At 71.2% G+C, this 16,936-nt stretch carries 12 protein-coding genes; 6 read left to right on the top strand and 6 right to left on the bottom strand.

Annotation, left to right across the window (positions count from 1 at the left end; translation table 11 throughout):
* Nucleotides 1-131 precede the first annotated feature (131 nt).
* Entirely contained in the window at nucleotides 132-1,766 is a 1,635-nt protein-coding gene (pgi, locus tag ACIA8L_RS21760) for a glucose-6-phosphate isomerase (protein WP_395907176.1), read from the bottom strand.
* A gap of 21 nt (nucleotides 1,767-1,787) precedes the next feature.
* Entirely contained in the window at nucleotides 1,788-2,705 is a 918-nt protein-coding gene (locus ACIA8L_RS21755; protein WP_395907174.1) for a sulfite exporter TauE/SafE family protein, read from the bottom strand.
* Nucleotides 2,706-2,832: 127 nt separating this feature from the next.
* Between ACIA8L_RS21755 and ACIA8L_RS21750 the strand changes: the two genes are divergently transcribed.
* Together ACIA8L_RS21750 and ACIA8L_RS21745 are read left to right on the top strand one after the other, a co-directional pair.
* Entirely contained in the window at nucleotides 2,833-4,410 is a 1,578-nt protein-coding gene (locus ACIA8L_RS21750) for a hypothetical protein (RefSeq protein WP_395907172.1), read from the top strand.
* Between the two features lie 20 nt (nucleotides 4,411-4,430).
* A complete protein-coding gene (locus tag ACIA8L_RS21745) occupies nucleotides 4,431-4,952 on the top strand; it encodes a hypothetical protein (protein ID WP_395907170.1) in 522 nt (173 codons plus the stop codon).
* An 8-nt stretch (nucleotides 4,953-4,960) separates the two neighbouring features.
* Here the strand turns inward: ACIA8L_RS21745 and ACIA8L_RS21740 are convergent, their stop codons facing one another.
* From ACIA8L_RS21740 to ACIA8L_RS21730, 3 genes are all read right to left on the bottom strand, one after another.
* Complete coding sequence (locus ACIA8L_RS21740) at nucleotides 4,961-5,797, bottom strand: hypothetical protein (protein ID WP_395907168.1); 837 nt, start codon at nucleotides 5,795-5,797, stop codon at nucleotides 4,961-4,963.
* A 58-nt stretch (nucleotides 5,798-5,855) separates the two neighbouring features.
* A complete protein-coding gene (locus tag ACIA8L_RS21735) occupies nucleotides 5,856-7,007 on the bottom strand; it encodes a lytic polysaccharide monooxygenase (RefSeq protein ID WP_395907166.1) in 1,152 nt (383 codons plus the stop codon).
* Between the two features lie 136 nt (nucleotides 7,008-7,143).
* The gene (locus tag ACIA8L_RS21730) at nucleotides 7,144-8,328 is read right to left on the bottom strand and encodes an ATP-binding protein (RefSeq protein ID WP_395907164.1); all 1,185 of its coding nucleotides are present in this window, start codon (nucleotides 8,326-8,328) and stop codon (nucleotides 7,144-7,146) included.
* A gap of 163 nt (nucleotides 8,329-8,491) precedes the next feature.
* Here ACIA8L_RS21730 and ACIA8L_RS21725 point away from each other — a divergent pair, with 163 nt between their 5' ends.
* The 3 genes from ACIA8L_RS21725 to ACIA8L_RS21715 all read left to right on the top strand — a co-directional run bounded on the left by ACIA8L_RS21725 (nucleotide 8,492) and on the right by ACIA8L_RS21715 (nucleotide 12,887).
* A complete protein-coding gene (locus tag ACIA8L_RS21725) occupies nucleotides 8,492-9,103 on the top strand; it encodes a TetR/AcrR family transcriptional regulator (RefSeq protein ID WP_395907162.1) in 612 nt (203 codons plus the stop codon).
* Between the two features lie 3 nt (nucleotides 9,104-9,106).
* Nucleotides 9,107-10,843 carry an ABC transporter ATP-binding protein gene (locus ACIA8L_RS21720; RefSeq protein ID WP_395907160.1) on the top strand — a complete coding sequence of 579 codons (1,737 nt, stop codon included), beginning with the start codon at nucleotides 9,107-9,109 and terminating at the stop codon, nucleotides 10,841-10,843.
* A 115-nt stretch (nucleotides 10,844-10,958) separates the two neighbouring features.
* Nucleotides 10,959-12,887 (top strand): ABC transporter ATP-binding protein, encoded by a 1,929-nt coding sequence (locus ACIA8L_RS21715; RefSeq protein ID WP_395907158.1) that lies wholly within the window; start codon nucleotides 10,959-10,961, stop codon nucleotides 12,885-12,887.
* Between the two features lie 110 nt (nucleotides 12,888-12,997).
* Here ACIA8L_RS21715 and ACIA8L_RS21710 read toward each other — a convergent pair whose 3' ends face one another.
* Entirely contained in the window at nucleotides 12,998-16,024 is a 3,027-nt protein-coding gene (locus ACIA8L_RS21710; protein WP_395907156.1) for an NACHT domain-containing protein, read from the bottom strand.
* A 199-nt stretch (nucleotides 16,025-16,223) separates the two neighbouring features.
* Here ACIA8L_RS21710 and ACIA8L_RS21705 point away from each other — a divergent pair, with 199 nt between their 5' ends.
* Nucleotides 16,224-16,898, top strand: a complete 675-nt coding sequence (locus tag ACIA8L_RS21705; RefSeq protein WP_395907154.1) for an SDR family NAD(P)-dependent oxidoreductase — start codon at nucleotides 16,224-16,226, stop codon at nucleotides 16,896-16,898.
* The last annotated feature ends 38 nt before the right edge of the window (nucleotides 16,899-16,936 follow it).

Genomic DNA, 16,936 nt, shown 5'->3' with positions numbered 1-16,936 from the left:
GCCCCCCCCGCGCACCCGGTGGGTGTTGGTGTGGCGGCTGCTGTGCATCCCCCACCAGCTGCTGCTCCACCCAAGGGGGGGGGGGGGGGGGGGGGGCCCCCACGGGGGGGCCCCCCCCGCGACCACGGGCTCTACCGTCCGCGCAGGGCCCGGTAGCGCTCGACCAGGCCCGCCGTCGACGAGTCGAGGGCCGACACGTCCGGGCGGTCCGACGTCAGCGCCGGCTCGATCCGCTTGGCGAGGACCTTGCCCAGCTCCACGCCCCACTGGTCGAACGAGTCGATGTCCCAGACGGCGCCCTGGACGAAGACCTTGTGCTCGTACAGCGCGATCAGCTGGCCCAGCACCTGCGGGGTCAGCTCGTTGGCCAGGATCGTCGTGGTCGGGCGGTCGCCGCGGAACGTGCGGTGCGGCACCTCGGCCTCGGCCACGCCCTCGGCCGCGACCTGCTCCGACGGCTTGCCGAAGGCGAGCGCCTGGCCCTGCGCGAACAGGTTGGCCATGAGCAGATCGTGCTGGCCGCCGAGCGGGCCGAGCTCGGCGACCGGCTGGGCGAAGCCGATCAGGTCGGCCGGGATCAGCGCGGTGCCCTGGTGGATGAGCTGGTAGTAGGCGTGCTGGCCGTTGGTGCCGGGGGTGCCCCACACGATCGGGCCGGTCTGCCACTCGACGGGCTGGCCCTCGTGGTCGACGGACTTGCCGTTGGACTCCATGTCCAGCTGCTGCAGGTAGGCCGTGAACTTCGACAGGTAGTGGCTGTAGGGCAGGACGGCGTGGGTCTGCGCGTCGTGGAAGTCGCGGTACCAGATGCCGAGCAGACCCAGGATCAGCGGGGCGTTGTACTCCGGCGGCGCGGTGCGGAAGTGCTCGTCCATCTGGTGGAAACCGGACAGCATGGCCCGGAAGCCGTCGGGACCCAGGGCGATCATCAGCGACAGGCCGATGGCGGAGTCGTAGGAGTAGCGGCCGCCGACCCAGTCCCAGAACTCGAACATGTTGGTCGTGTCGATGCCGAACTTCGACACCTCGCCGGCGTTGGTCGACACGGCAACGAAGTGCTTCGCCACGGCCGCGTCGTCGCCGAGCGCGTCGAGCAGCCACTGCCGGGCCGCAGTCGCGTTGGTGATCGTCTCGATCGTCGTGAACGTCTTCGACGACACGATGAACAGCGTCCGGGCCGGGTCGGCGTCGCGGACGGCCTCGTGCAGGTCGGCGCCGTCGACGTTGGAGACGAACTTGAAGTTCAGGGACCGGTCGGTGTAGGCCCGCAGCGCCTCGTAGGCCATCGCCGGGCCGAGGTCGGAGCCGCCGATGCCGATGTTGACGACGGTGGTGATCGTCTCGCCGGTGTAGCCCTTCCACTCCCCGGACCGGATCCGGTCGGCGAAGGCGGACATCCGGTCGAGCACGGCGTGCACCTTCGGCACGACGTTCTCGCCGTCGACCAGGATCTCGGCGTCGCGCGGCGCCCGCAGCGCGGTGTGCAGGACGGCCCGGTGCTCCGTGAAGTTGATCTTGTCGCCGCGGAACATCGCGTCGCGCCGCTCGAACACCCCGCGCGCCGCCGCGAGCTCCTGCAGCAGCCGCAGCGTCTCGGCGGTGACGAGGTGCTTGCTGTAGTCGAGGTAGAGGTCGCCGACCTGCACCGTGAGGTGAGTGCCCCGCTCGGGGTCGTCGGCGAACAGGTCGCGCAGGTGGACCTCTCCGAGCTCCGCGCGGTGCTTGGCCAGCGCGGCCCACTCGGGCAGATGGTTGAGCCGAGGCATCAGGAAACAACTCCTAGCGAGTCAGCGTGGTGACACTCCACTCGCTGATTCTGCCCCTTTCGTTTTCGACTCGCCGTCGGTGTCCCGATCTTCCGGCCGCCGCCGACGCCGGAGCCCCTCCACAACGGCGGCCGCCGTCGCAAGAGCGACAACCAGAAGCACCAGATTTGTGGGTACTGCGAACAGCTTGAGCGCGCTCGCGATGAGCACGATCACGAGGGCGGCCCGCACGACTCCGGCCGGCGCCCGCGCGGAGAGCCGGGCCCCGAGCAGCACTCCGGGCACGGACCCGACCAGCACCGCGGCGGCCAGGTCGAGCTTGAGGTCGCCGAACAGCGCATGCCCGAGCGCGGCCGCGACGACCAGCGGGATGGCCTGCACGAGGTCGGTCCCGACGAGGTCCCGCGGGGCGAGCGCCGGGTAGAGGGCGAGCAGGATCACGATGATCAGCGATCCGGACCCGACCGACGTCATCCCCACGACCAGCCCGCCGACGGCCCCGAGCAGCAGCGTCGGCACGGGCCGGACGACGACGGCCGCCGTACCACCGCCGCTGTCCCGGCTCCTGCGGTAGGTCTTGATCAGCAGGCCGGCCACCGCGAGCAGCAGCGCCACGCCGAGCGCGATCCGCACCACGTCCTGCACGGAGTCCCCGCCCCCGATGGCCCGCATGAGCAGCACCCCGAGGAACGCGCTGGGCACGCTGCCGACGCACAGCCACCGCACGAGCCCCCAGTTGACGGACCCGCGCCGGGCGTGCACCCACCCCCCGAACGGCTTCATGACGGCGGAGGCGGCCAGGTCGCTGGAGACGGCGGCGAGCGGCGGCACCCCGAAGAACAGCACGAGGATCGGCGTCATGAGCGCCCCGCCCCCCATGCCGGTGAGCCCCACGATGACGCCCACCCCAAGACCGGCGAACGCCAGCAGCGGATCCATTCGCTGAAGTCTGCCCACCAATCTCGCCTTTGTCCACTAACTAGGTCGACAAAGCGAGGTATCGCACCCGCTCGTGATCGCCCCGGGGTGAGCGTTTGATGATCACCGGGCGGGTAGTGGGGCCGCCGTGCTGACGAACCTGGCTCATCTCGACTCGCTGCGGGTCCGTATCGCGCCGCGGGCCACCGCGGGGCACACCACCTACCGGCTCGACGAGGAGCCGCACGTCGAGGTGGTGTGGACCTATGCCGAGCGGGGCGCCGACGGGGGCTTCCGGGCCGTCGGGGGCGGGGAGTTGTCGGCGTCGGGGCAGTACACCCAAGGCGCCTTCAATGCCGACGACATCGCGCGGGCCGCCGTGGTCTACACGCGGCACTGGGTCGCCACCGGGGACGCGGGCAGCCGGGAGGCCGGGCGGCAGCTGCTGCGGGGGCTGTGTTTCCTGCAGACCGCGCCCGCCGACGACACCGACCCGCGGGCCGGCAACGTCGTGCTGTGGCAGCAGCCGGACGGGCGGCTGAACCCGAGCGCGCGGCCGGTCGAGCAGCCGGACCCGTCCGACGCGGGGGAGTCGGCCTGGCTCGCCCGGACGATCTGGGCGCTCGGGGAGGGGGTCGCGGCGTTCGACGCCGACGATCCCGCGTTCGCGGGCTTCCTGCGGCGGCGGCTGCGGCTGGCGGTCGGGGCGGTCCGGCGGCAGGTGCTCGCGCGCTACGGGCAGTGGCGGCTCGTCGACGACACGGCCACGCCCGCCTGGCTCATCGGCGACGGTGCCGACCTGACCGGCGAGGCGATGCTCGGGCTGTGCGCGTACACCGGCGGCAATCAGGGCGACGACGACGCGCGGAAGGTGCTCGAGCAGCTCGCGGAGGGCGTGACCGCCATGCGCACCGGAACGCCGTGGACGTGGCCGTTCGGGGCGGTACTGCCCTGGGCGCTGTCGCGGACCTCGTGGCACGGGTGGGCCGGGCTGGCACCGGCGGCGCTCGGGCGCACCTACGCGGTGTGCGGCGATCTCGCGGCCCGCGACGCGGCCCTGGCCGACGCGGCCTCGTTCACGCCGTACCTGCTGGTCGGGGGTGGGCCCGACAACCTGCGGGTGGCGCTGCCGGGCGCGCGGGAGGCGCTGACCCTCGACGGTGTGCAACTCGCCTACGGCGCGCACTCCCGGGTGGAGTCGCTGCTGGCCACTGCGCACGCGACCGGGCGGGCGGCGCTGCGGACCCTGGCCGGCGTGGCCGGGTCGTGGTTCTTCGGCAACAACCCGGCCGGTGCGCCCATGTACGACCCGGCCACCGGGGTCACCTGCGACGGGATCGACCGGCCGGACGGGTTCGGGGTCGTGCACCGCGACGCCGGGGCCGAGTCGACGATCCACGGCCTGCTGGCCATGCTCGCCCTCGACGCCGACCCGCACGCGGCCGCGATCGCCCGGATCGCCGCCCGCACCGGTCAGGCCGAGGGGGCGGAGCTGCACTCGCTGAGCCTGGCCGACCCGGAGCGGCCGGCCCACCTGACGCTGCTGCGCAGCCTCGCCACCAGCACCCGGGCGGCTGACATCGTCGTGCCCGGCGACGCCCCGGCCACCGTGAGCGTCAACGACCCCGGCGGCGTTGAGCTGGAGCATTACACCACCACGGCGGGCTGGATCCGGGTCCTCGTCGCGCCCGGCGGATTCACCACGGTGGTGCAGTCCGAGCCGTAGGCCGACGTATGGTCGAAAGCGTGATCGAGGACGCCGAGCTGCTGGCCATGAGCCCACAGGAGCGCGACGAGCTGGCCCGGCGGCTGGCGGCGCTGCGGTCCCGGGCGGGGCGGAAGCCGACCGCGGGCAACGAGCGGGCGCGGCGGCGGTTCGTCATCGTGGTGGGCGTGGCCAGTGTGCTGATGATCCCGTGGGTGATCACCCTGGCCCTCCGGCTGCCGCCGCAGTACCTGGCCGGCAACTGGGACCTGACCTGGGTCGGGTTCGACGCCGCGCTCATGGTGGCCCTGGCCGTCACGGCCTGGGCGGCGCTGCGCCGGCGGCAGGTCGTCGTCCTGGCCGCGCTGGTCAGCGGGACGCTGCTGTCCTGCGACGCCTGGTTCGACATCATGACCGCGTCCGGGCCCGACCGCTGGGTCAGCCTGGCCACCGCCCTCGCCGCCGAGCTGCCGCTGGCCGGGTGGCTGTTCTTCGTCTCCTACCACCTGGTGCGGCGCCGGCTGTCACCCGGCGCCGCACTGTGGAGGCAGCCCGTCCAGTAGGGCAGGGCCTAAGGGCGGCGGTCCACCGAGACGGCGGCCGCGGCCGTGTCGACCTGCAGCGCGTACTTGTCCGTGGCGCCGGCGTAGTCCGGGGTCGTCGGCATCACGGCGGGGCCGGACACGTTCTTGCTGATCTTGTCGTCGAGGCGGACCTCGCCGATCGTGCCCTTGTCGGCCAGGGTCAGCTGGGCCGGGATGCCGGTCGGGGCGTGCACGGCGAGCCGCCCGACGCCGCCGACGTGGATGTTCATCGTGCCCTCGGGCTTCGGGACGGTCACGTCGAGCTCCTGCACGCCCGATTTGACCTCGATCCCGGCGAGCCGGCCGCTGCCGAAGTCGACGGACTGGCGCAGCCCGCCGCCGGCCAGGGTCAGGGTCCACTTGACCTTGTCGTTGAGGTACACGTGGATGGTTGCCTGCCCCGCGATCTCGGTGCCGGTCAGCGACAGCTGGACCGTGTCCCCGCTCCCGCCGGCGACCGGCGCGACCTTGCTGCCGGGCAGGGTCGACGCCCGGTACAGCAGCTGGTCGAGCGGCTCCGCGTGGATGATCACGGACTCGGCGCCGCTCTGCACCTCCAGGGTCGCCGCCTGCCGCCCGCCCAGCGCCCCCTCGACGCTGTGGACGGTCTGGTCGGCCGGCGGTGCGGGCGGGTCGCCCTGCTGGGTGACGAACACGACGGCGCCGATCACGGCGACGATGGCCACGAACCCGATGACGTAGCGCCACATGGGTGCGAGACCGCCGCCCCCGCCGCCGCGGCGGCGCGGTTCTTCCGGCGGGTCGAGGTTCGGCGGTGCGGCGGCGTGCCGGACACGGGTACCGCCGGAAGGCGAGTGCGTCACGAGGACCTCGAAAAGTCGGGGCGGCGCCCGGGGTGCGGGCGCCGCCGTGTGTGCGGGGTTACGGGCTGGTGCAGGTCAGTGCGGGTGCGGTGGCCGGCGCGGTGCCGGTGGCGTTGAACCCGAACGACGTCGTGGCATTGGCCCCGAGGACCTTGTTCCAGTCGACGTTCGACACCGCCGGGTTCGGTGGCTGGGCGGTGAGCGTGCCGTTCCAGGGCGCGCCCTCGAAGCCCTGCCCGCCGGTGTAGCTCCAGCGGACCGTCCAGCCGTTGAGCGTCGACGCCCCGTTGTTCTTCACGGTGACGTTGACCTGGAAGTGCCCGGCCCAGCTGCTGGGTTGCAGCGCCCACGTCGCGCTGCACCCGCCGCCACCGCCGGGGTTGGAGGAGGCCGACGCCGACCGCGAGGGCGACGAGGACACCGACCGGGACGCGGAGGGCGAGGCCGACGCGGAACGGGACGGGGAGGCCGAGACCGAGCGTGAGGGCGACGGCGAGCTGGTGCCCCCGCTGCCCTTGATCCCGGTGACCTCGCCGTTGCCGCCGTCGAAGACGACGTCGGAGCAGCTGAAGAAGTTCTCCTGGCTGTCCGAGCGGACCCACTGGATGTACAGGATGTGCCGCCCGCTCTTGCCGGTCGGCAGCGTCTGGTTCCAGTAGTAGTAGTTGAGGCCGCCGGGCCCGCCGGACTGCGGCGGGTCGGTGACGCTGCCGAACGACTCGAGGTCCGACCACTTCAGCGGGCTCGTCGGGCTCCAGCCGTCCTTGGTGACATACAGGCGGAACGTTCCGGGGTGGGCGGCCCAGTTGCTGTAGCGCAGCTGGATCGACGCACCCGACGTCAGGTGCGTCACCGGCCAGTCGGAGCGGGCGGCGTTGTACGCGGCGTACTTGGTGGTGCCGGCGCCGCAGATCTCACCGTCGTTGATGAAGCCGGTGGTGCGGCCGCCCGCGTCGGAGCGCAGGACGCCGAACCAGTCGTAGAGCGGCTGCTGGCCGCCCTGGGCCACGGCGTCGGCACACGCCGGATTCGTCGGCGCGATCGTGCCGTTGGACTGCAGGGCGTCGACGTAGCACAGATAGGTGCGTGCGCCGGGCATCATCGCGACGCCGTGTGCCTGGGCCGTTCCGGGTGCGACCAGCATGGCCGCGATGAGGGAGGCGGCGGCGACCGTGACGGGCCACAGCGCGCCTCGTGCGATTCTGACCAAGGGGTACCTCCTCGAGTTCGGGGCACGGCAGAGTTGCCTGGCTCCCACGAGGTAGGCGCAGTGTGGTCGGCGTCACCGTTCGATGGCAAACAATCGACGGTGACAACTGTGGAATTGCTGGGGAAGGCCGTGAAACTTACGGCAGCGTGAGCCGCGCCGTCGTCCCGGACCCGGCCGAGCTCAGCGTGATCCGCCCGCCGTGGGCGGCGACGGCCTCCTGGGCGATGTGCAGACCGAGGCCGACACCGGGGACGGCCTGGCGACGGGCGTGGCGGCCGCGGAAGAAGCGCTGGAAGACATACGGCAGCTCGTCCGCCGGGATGCCCACGCCGGTGTCGGTCACCTCGATCGCCGGGACCGGGGCGTAGACGGCCCGGACGGTGACCCTGCCGCCGGGCGGGGTGAACAGGATCGCGTTGCGGACCAGCTGCTGCACGGCCTGCGTGATCCGGGCGATGTCGACGGAGACGACGGAGGCCTCGGTCGCCCGCTCCACCGCCACCTCGACCCCGCGCGGCTCGGCCAGGGCGGTGTTGGCCTGCACCGCGGCGTTGAGGACCAGGTGCAGCTCGGCCGGGCTGCGGTGCAGCAGCAGCGGCGCGTCGGCCGGCCGGGTGCCGGTGAGCAGGTGGTCGACCATGCTCACGAGGCGCTGGCCGTTGCGGTGGATGGGCTCGACGAGGCGGTCGTACCCGGCCAGGCCCTCGTCCTCGGCGAGTAGCTCGAGGTACCCCTGAATGGCGGTGACCGGGGTGCGCAGCTCGTGCGAGATCGTCGCGACCAGGTCCTCCTCGCGCTGGCTGGCGCGGGCCAGCTCGTCGCCGAGCTCGGCCAGCATGAGCCGGCTGCGCATCAGCGACAGGTGCCCGGTCGCCTGCCGGGAGAGGGTCTCGAGGGCCTGCTGCTGGCGGGGGCCGAGGTCGCCGGGGCGGTCGTCCTTGACGCAGAAGGCGCCGAGCACGTGCCCGTCGTCGTCGATCAGCGGCGCGCCGGCGTAGAAGCGGATGTGCGGCTCACCGGTGACGTTCGGATACGCGCGGAACTGCGCGTCGGCCCGGGCGTCGGACACGACAAGCGTCTTGCGGGTCGGGATCGTCTCCGCGCAGAACGAGATGGCCCGCGGGGTCTCGTCGGACGTGATGCCGGTCCGGCCGGCGAACCACTGCCGCTCCCGGTCGACCAGGGTCACGGTCGACATGGTGGTGTCGAAGACCGACGAGCCGAGCTGGGTGAGCTCGTCGAGGGCCTTGGGCCGCGGCGTGTCGAGCACGCCGTAGCTGTACAGGGCGGACAGCCTGGCTTCCTCGTCGACGTCGCGCATCGCACCGTTCCCATCCGGGCTCAAGGGCTAACCCGATCATCGTGCGCACACCGGGTTGCGCGGCCCGATCACAGGGTGTTGCAACGCAGTTGCTGCCCGTGATTTGTCATACGTTCGTCAAATTCGGTTGTACGAGTGAGTGCTCGCTCATTAGAGTGGCCGCGTGAATGCCGAGACCCGCCGGCGGCGCGTGCCCGCGCTCGCGCCCGAGGAGCGGCGCGCGGCGCTCATCGCCGCCACGCTGCCGCTGCTGATGGCCCACGGCGCCGCCGTCACCACCCGGCAGATCGCCGAGGCGGCCGGCGTCGCCGAGGGCACCATCTTCGGCGTCTTCCCCGACAAGGTCTCACTGCTGGCCGCGACGCTGAAGCAGGCGTTCGACGCCGGCCCGACCGTGCGGGCCCTGTCGGCGATCGACCCGCAGGGCAGCCTGCGGCAGCGGCTCAGCGACGCGGCGGCGATCCTCATCCGGCGGATCGAGGGCTCGGTGCCGCTGATGATGCTCGCCCGCACCATGCACTTCCCCGCCGACGAGTCGCCGATGGCGGCGATCATGGACAACCGGCAGCGGCTCACCGAGGCCGTCGCCCGGCTCATCGAACCCGACCGGCACCTGCTGCGCCGCAGCCCGGAAACAGCCGCCGGACTGCTGTTCGCCCTGGTCGGGATCACCACCCGGGGCATGCTCCCCAACGACGACCTGACCCCCGACGAGATCGTGGCCGTCCTGCTGGACGGCCTGCTGACGACCACATCCGACCCTGGAGAAGCCTGAACGATGCTGATCCGACTGCTGCGAACGTACCTTCGGCCCTATCAAGGGACGATCACCCTGGTGGTGGTGCTGCAGCTGGTGCAGACGCTCGCCACGCTCTACCTGCCGACCCTCAACGCCGACATCATCGATCAGGGCGTCGTCACCGGCGACACCGGCTACATCGTGCGCTACGGCGGCTACATGCTGGCCGTGTCGCTGCTGCAGATCGTCTGCTCCGCGGCCGCGGTCTTCTACGGCGCCCGCACCGCCATGGCGCTCGGCCGCGACGTGCGGGCCGGGCTGTTCGCGAAGGTGCAGGAGCTCTCCGCCCGCGAGGTCGGCGAGCTCGGCGCGCCCTCCCTGATCACCCGCACCACGAACGACATCCAGCAGGTCCAGATGCTGGTCCTGATGACGTTCACGCTCATGGTCTCGGCCCCGATCATGTGCGTCGGCGGCATCATCCTGGCACTGAACCAGGACGTGCCGCTGTCCGGGCTGCTGCTCGTCGTCGTCCCGCTGCTGATCGGCATCATCTCGCTGATCGTGGTCCGGATGCGGCCGCTGTTCCGGACCATGCAGGTGCGCATCGACCTGGTCAACCGGGTCATCCGCGAGCAGATCACCGGCATCCGGGTGATCCGCGCGTTCGTCCGCGACGAGCACGAGCGGGTCCGGTTCGACAAGACCAACGGGGACCTGCGCGACGTGTCCCTGGCCGTGGGCCGGCTGATGTCGCTGATGTTCCCGACGGTCATGCTGGTCGTCAACGCCTCCAGCATCCTGGTGCTGTGGTTCGGGGCCAAGCGCATCGACACCGGCGGCATGGAGATCGGCGCGCTCACCGCGTTCCTCAGCTACCTCATGCAGATCCTCATGTCGGTGATGATGGCGACGTTCATGTTCGTCATGATCCCGCGGGCCGAGGTCTGCGCCGAGCGCATCGAGGAGGTGCTGGGCGCCGAGTCCAGCGTCCACGCCCCGGACGCCCCGGTCACCAGCCTCGACGCGCACGGCGAGCTGGAGCTGCGCGGCGTCTCCTTCCACTACCCGGGCGCCGAGTCGGCGGTCCTGTCCGGCGTCGACCTGGTCGCCCACCCGGGCCAGACCACGGCGATCATCGGCAGCACCGGCGCGGGCAAGACGACCCTGCTCAACCTGGTGCCCCGGCTCTTCGACGCGACCGGCGGCACGGTCCTGGTCGACGGGGTCGACGTCCGGCGCATCGACCCGGCGTTGCTGGCCCGGACCGTCAGCATGGTTCCGCAAAAGCCATACCTCTTCTCGGGTACTGTCAGCAGCAACCTCCGCTACGGCCGGCCCGACGCCACTGACGAAGAGCTGTGGCAGGCCCTCGAGGTGGCCCAGGCGGCCGACTTCGTGCGGGCCATGCCCGAGGCCCTCGGCGCGCCGATCGCGCAGGGCGGCACGAACGTCTCCGGTGGGCAGCGGCAACGGCTCGCGATCGCCCGGACGCTCGTCGCGCGGCCGGAGGTGTACCTCTTCGACGACTCCTTCTCGGCCCTGGACTACGCCACCGACGCCCGCCTCCGCGAGGCCCTGCGCGCGGCGATCGCCGACGCGACGGTCGTCATCGTGGCCCAGCGGGTCAGCACCATCCGCGACGCCGACCGCATCGTCGTCCTCGACGAGGGCCGCGTCGTGGGTGTCGGCACGCATGAAGAGTTGATGTCCGACAACGAGACCTACCGCGAGATCGTCCTCTCGCAGTTGACCGAACAGGAGGCCGCGGCGTGACCGCTGGAGCGAAGCGGAGGCGGGCGTGCTGCGTCGCTGTTGGCCTTCAGGTTGTTAGGAGAACAGCGTGACTGCACCACGTCCCGGTGGCGGCGCTCGCCCCGGGGGACCACCCATGGGCGGCCCGGGTCGGATGATGATGGGCGCTGGCGGACCCCCGGCGAAGATCGACGACTTCAAGGGGTCGGCCAAGCGGCTGCTCAAGATGCTCGCGCCGGACCGGCTGATCGTCACCGCGGTGCTGGTGTTCGGCGTCGCGAGCGTTGTGCTGTCGACGCTCGGCCCGCGGCTGCTCGGCCACGCCACGGACGTCATCTTCGAAGGCATCATCAGCAAGCGCATCCCGCCCGGGACGACCAAGGAACAGGCGATCGAACGGCTCCGGGCCCAGGGCCAGGACAGCTTCGCCGACCTGCTCTCCGGCATGGGCAACGTGGTGCCGGGCCGCGGCATCGACTTCGACCGGCTCCAGCAGGTCCTGCTCGGCGTCGCCGTCGTCTACCTGTTCGCCTGGATCCTCGGCCTGCTGCAGGCCCGGCTCACCACCGTCATCGTCCAGCGCACCGTCTACCGGCTCCGCGAGCAGGTCCAGGCCAAGCTGGCCCGGCTGCCGCTGAGCTACTTCGACCAGCAGCCCCGCGGCGAGGTCCTCAGCCGTGCCACCAACGACACCGACAACATCGCGATGACCCTCCAGCAGTCGATGAGCATGCTGCTCACCTCCGTGCTGACGATCATCGCGGTGCTCGGCATGATGTTCTGGATCTCGCCGCTGCTGGCCGTCATCGCTTTGGTGACCGTCCCGCTGTCGGTGCTCATCACGGCCAGGATCGGCAAGCGCTCCCAGCCGGAGTTCGTGAAACAGTGGGCCAGCACCGGCCGGCTCAACGGGCACATCGAGGAGATGTTCACCGGCCACTCGGTCGTGAAGATCTTCGGCCGGCAGCACGAGGCCGCGAAGACGTTCGAGGAGCACAACGACGCCCTCTACACCTCCGCGTTCCGGGCCCAGTTCATCTCCGGCCTCATCCAGCCGGCGATGATGTTCATCGGCAACGTCAACTACGTCCTCGTCGCCGTCGTCGGTGGCCTGCGGGTCGCGTCGGGGACGATGACGCTGGGGGATGTGCAGGCGTTCATTCAGTACAGTCGCCAGTTCTCCCAGCCTTTGACGCAGGTCGCCGCGATGTCCAATCTGATCCAGTCCGGCATCGCCTCGGCCGAACGCGTCTTCGCCCTGCTGGACGCGCCCGAGCAGAGCCCCGACCCGGCCGCGCCCGCCCGCCCCGACCAGGTCCGCGGCAAGGTCACCTTCGAGCACGTCTCGTTCCGCTACAAGGACGACGAGCCACTGATCGAGGACCTGTCGCTCACGGTGAACCCGGGCCAGACGGTCGCCATCGTCGGCCCGACCGGCGCCGGCAAGACAACCCTGGTCAACCTGATCATGCGTTTCTACGACCTGACCGGTGGCCGGATCCTGCTGGACGACGTGGACATCGCCACCATGTCCCGCGACGAGCTGCGCGAACAGATCGGCATGGTGTTGCAGGACACCTGGCTGTTCCAGGGCACGATCGCGGAGAACCTGGCGTACGGCGCCGACCATCCGACCCCGGAGAGCATCACGGCCGCCGCGGAGGCCGCACACGCCGACCGATTCGTGCGCACCCTGCCCGACGGCTACGAGACGGTCATCGACGAGGAGGGCGCCGGCGTCTCCGCGGGCGAGAAGCAGCTCATCACGATCGCGCGGGCCTTCCTGGCCGAACCGACGATCCTGATCCTCGACGAGGCGACCAGCTCCGTCGACACCCGCACCGAGGTACTGATCCAGCGCGCCATGAGCACCCTCCGCGCGGGCCGGACCAGCTTCGTCATCGCCCACCGCCTCTCCACCATCCGCGACGCCGACCTGATCCTGGTGATGGAGCACGGCACGATCGTCGAACAGGGCACCCACGACTCCCTCCTGGCCACGGAGGGCGCCTACGCCCGCCTGTACTCAGCCCAATTCGCCGCCGCCGCCGTCGAAGTGGACTGAGCTGAGCTGCCTTCAGGCGGGGAAGGCTTCGCCTCCACCCGCACCCCCGCACGATCGGCGCCACCGGCGACCGGCCGTGCGGGGCTGAGGTGCAGATCCTCGCCGAGTGTTCAGGCCCCGCCCTCCTGCGAGTACAGTGCGGCCAGCCGGGCACCCCATTCCGCATCGCGCATCAGTGTCCTGAGCGCGGCCTGGTGCGGACTCTCGCTCCACGCATTCACGTGCAGGACCTGGTCCAGGCCGGGCAGGTCGGCAGTCAGTCCGGGAAAGGCGGTGACGGTGATCGCCAGCGGCCGGTAGTCCATCTTTTCCAGTATCAGCCCGGTCGAGCGGCGTCGGAGACCGGACGTCACAGCCGCCGCGATCGTCCTGACGTGCTCGTAGTCCCAGCCCGGCTCGGCGAGGCCGAGAAAGTCGATCGCCAGCTGCCGGATGCTCGCGGAAAGCCGGCCGTGGTCGCCGGCGCCGAGCCGGTCCGCGGTGAACCGCAGTGTCGAGGCGATCCGGCTCCGCTTGGTCCGGTCAACCAGGATTGCCAGGAGCGCTCGCCGAAGCTCGCCATCCCCGGCGGAGTCGCCGATGCCGCCCAAGTGATAGATCATCTCTGTCGCCCGCATCCACGGTTCGTCGCCGAGGAAACGAGCGGCCGCCAGTTCGCTGTAGACCCAGGGCCGATCGGCGATGCGGACCCGCCCGTCCACCGGTTCCAGCTGCGTGACCATCGCCTGCCAGGACTCCTCATCGAGGCCGGCTCGCCACAGTCGGACCAGGGCCCGCCAGGCCGCCGCCGGTTCTTCGCCGCCGGCCGCGAGGTCGCCGAGCCCGGCACTGTCCAGGCAGGTCAGGACCGCAATGAGGTTTGCGGTGTGGGCCGCCCTGGCCCGGACCACGTCGAACCGCTGCGGCCGGTATCCGGCGGGCATGCCCGCCGGTCCGCTCTGCCGCGCGGCCTGTAGCCGCCGGACACCGGCTGCCGCCGCCTCCACCCGCACGGTAGGCGGGAGGCCGGCGGCGAGGTCCTGCAGGAACCGCAGGGTGCGTGGCTGGGCCGGCAGGACGCGGTAGGACAGCAGCGCGGCCACGAGGTCGTCATCGTCCTGGAGGAACCGGTCCAGCACGGTCGCGGCGACCAGATATTCGCCGATCGTGGCGTGCAGGAATTCATAGCTTCGCCGGTCGTGCCCGGCGGCCTTAGCCGTATGGATGAAGAAGAATCGGTCGACGACATCGTGCGGGTTGCCCGCCACCAGCGCCGTCAGGTCCTCGGCCAGTTCAGCGTCGAGCACATACGTCTGCCGGCGGTTGAACGTGGCCAGCGCGGTGATGCCGAGCCGCCACCAGCGATCGGCGATCTCGCGCTCCAGATCGTCCGGAGCGATCTTCATACATTGCCGGGAGATCTCACGGCGAATGAAGTTCTCGATCAGCATCCGATAGAGGTCGGCGGGGGACCGGGCCGCGTCCGTGAGCGGCGGCGCGCCCGGGTCGGCGACGTAGAGCGCGATGAACAACAGCAACAGGGGCTGCCGCGACAGCTCCGGGAGACGCCGGGCGCTGTCGAGGTCGAGCAGGCGGACCTGGTGCGCGGCGGCGGCCCGCGCGTTGGCGGCGCGCCAACCGGCGAGCCACCTCTGGATCTGCTCGTCTTCGAACTCGGCGATCTTCACGGTGATGCAGCCGCGCGGCACCCAGGTGCGGCCGGCCACCAGCGTCCGCGACGTCACCACGGTGCAGACCGGGGAGCCGAGGTCGGCCTCGTTGGCCTGGAACTCCCGGATGCGGCGCAGGTACTGTTCCCCCACACCGATGCTCTGGATCAGCTCGTCCAGGCCGTCGAAGATGACGACGCGCACCAAGTCGCGACTCTCCTCGGCCAGGGTGCTCCACTGCGTCCGTCCGGGCAACTGCAGATGCAGCGCCTCCTGGACCTGGATGTGGACATCGGCCTCCGGGGTCACCGATCGCAGCGGCACCCGAACGACAAGGAACCGCTCCGCGGGCAGCCGCGCCGCTAGGACCTTCGCGAACGTCGATTTGCCGGTACCGGGATCGCCCAGGACCAGCAGTGGTGACTCGACGCTGGCGGGCGAGCCGAAATGACCGGCCAGGAACGCCGGCAGGTCGGTGTGCAGGGTCTGGCGCCGCCACCACTCGTCGTCGCCGATGGGGCTGTCGCCGTCGTAGACCGCGTAATGGTAGTGCGGTGTGACGTAGGTTTCGTCGATCGTCGGGATGCGCAGGTTGTCGACGTATCGCAGGACATCGTCCTGGATCGGCGGCCGGCCCAGCACGGCGGCGTTTGAACGCCGCAGCGCCTCCGACTGCAGGCCCAGCGCGGTGGTGTTTCCCGGGAGTGCGAGCAGGTTGTGCAGCTCCGCCATCGTCTCGCGCTGGCGTTTCAGTTCGGCGACGACTTCCTGCCGGAACCCTCCCAGGAGGTCGAACGTTGCGGCCTGCCCGCCGAGGATGGCCCAGACCCGGAACTCGGCGACGTCAGTGGCCAGCCGGACGTAGTTGCGGCGATAGTTGCCCAACGCCGCGTCCGCGACTGACCGGGCCAGCGCCGGATCCGACAGCCAGGCGTGGCGTTCGCCGGTGGCCAGGCCGGCGAAGAAGTGTTGACACGCAACCGCGGCCTGGTGCAGGTAGGGCAGCAGTCCGCCACGGATCGTCTCGGACAGGCCACCAGCCGCCGCCGGCATCGGTATCTCGGCGGTCCACAGGAGGAGTTCGAGATCGTCTTCGGCCGTGGAGGTCAGCAGGCGAACCTGCTCGCTGTCGGTGACCGCCAGCTCGTCCCAGACCGCGCCGAGCTGCTGCTGCCAGGCCTCGAACAGCGCCGCGCCCACGATCGTCGTGTGGGCCGCCTCGAGCAGCTCGAATCGATCCTGGCCACGGGCGGGCACCAGCAGCTCTACGCTCCAGTCGACCAGCTTGCCGAGCAGCCCGACCGCCTCGTTCTTGTGATCGATCGCGCCCCAGAGGAACTCCGCCGCTTTGGCGCCGCCGTATGCTGCCGGACCTGCGGCCAGGATCGCCACCCCGAAGACTTTGTCCAGCACCTCGATCCACCGGCGATCCTTGTGCCCGAGCAGCCGCAGGGCGCCCGGATAGGTAAGCGTCCCGGCCCGTCGCATGGCAGCACCATAGCGATACCGGTACGCGCAACGTCAATGCCCGGGCCGCGGATCGAGCACGGCTCACGCGAACGAGGTATGGCACGGAGCATCGGCCTGGCAGTGGTCGCGGGCCGGGCTGGGGTTCGGGGCGGCGCTCGGCGAATGCCTGGCGCGGATGGAGCCGCCCGGCGCCGTGCGGGGCGCTAGCCTGGCGGTCATGCTGGCGGTGGTGACGGGGGCCGGGCGGGGGTTCGGGGCGGCGCTGGTCGACTGCCTGGCCGGGGCCGGGTGGGATGTGGTGGCGTGTGTGCGTGCCGGTGCTGCGGCTGGGCCTCGGGGTCGGGTGCGGACGGTGGTGCAGGACGTGCGGGAGCCGGTCGGGGCGGAGTTGCTGGCGGCGGTCGGGGAGCGGGGCCTCGACGTGCTGGTCAACAACGCCGGTGTCGGTGCGCCCGGGCGGGGGCTCGCGGAGGTTGATCCGCAGAGCATTCTGCACGCGGTGGACGTCAATGTGGCCGGGCCGTTGCGGCTGGCGCAGGCGCTGCTGCCGCGGCTGGTCGCCGCGCCCGCGCCGCTCATCGTCAATGTCAGCTCGCGGCTCGGGTCGTTGTCGGCGCAGGCGGCGGGGGAGTTCGCCGGGCGGGGCACGAGCTACGCGTATCGGGTGTCCAAGGCGGCGCAGAACATGCTCACCATCGCCCTGGCGCAGGAGCTCGCGGGGCGGGTGCGCTGCTGGGCGGTACACCCGGGCCGGCTCACCACCGCCATGGGTGGGCCCGGCGCCGACACCACTCCGCACGAGGCCGCGGATCGGCTCGTCCGGCTGTTGAGCAGCCCAGACCAGAGGTCGCCGCGTTACCTGTCCCTCGACGGTGGCGACCTGCGCTGGTGACGCCCGCGGCGCGGCGGGCACCGCCGGGCCGGGCGGTC

Source organism: Dactylosporangium sp. NPDC051541 (genome assembly GCF_044454505.1).
GTDB lineage: Bacteria > Actinomycetota > Actinomycetes > Mycobacteriales > Micromonosporaceae > Dactylosporangium.
This window is presented reverse-complemented; position numbering and strand designations above follow the sequence as displayed.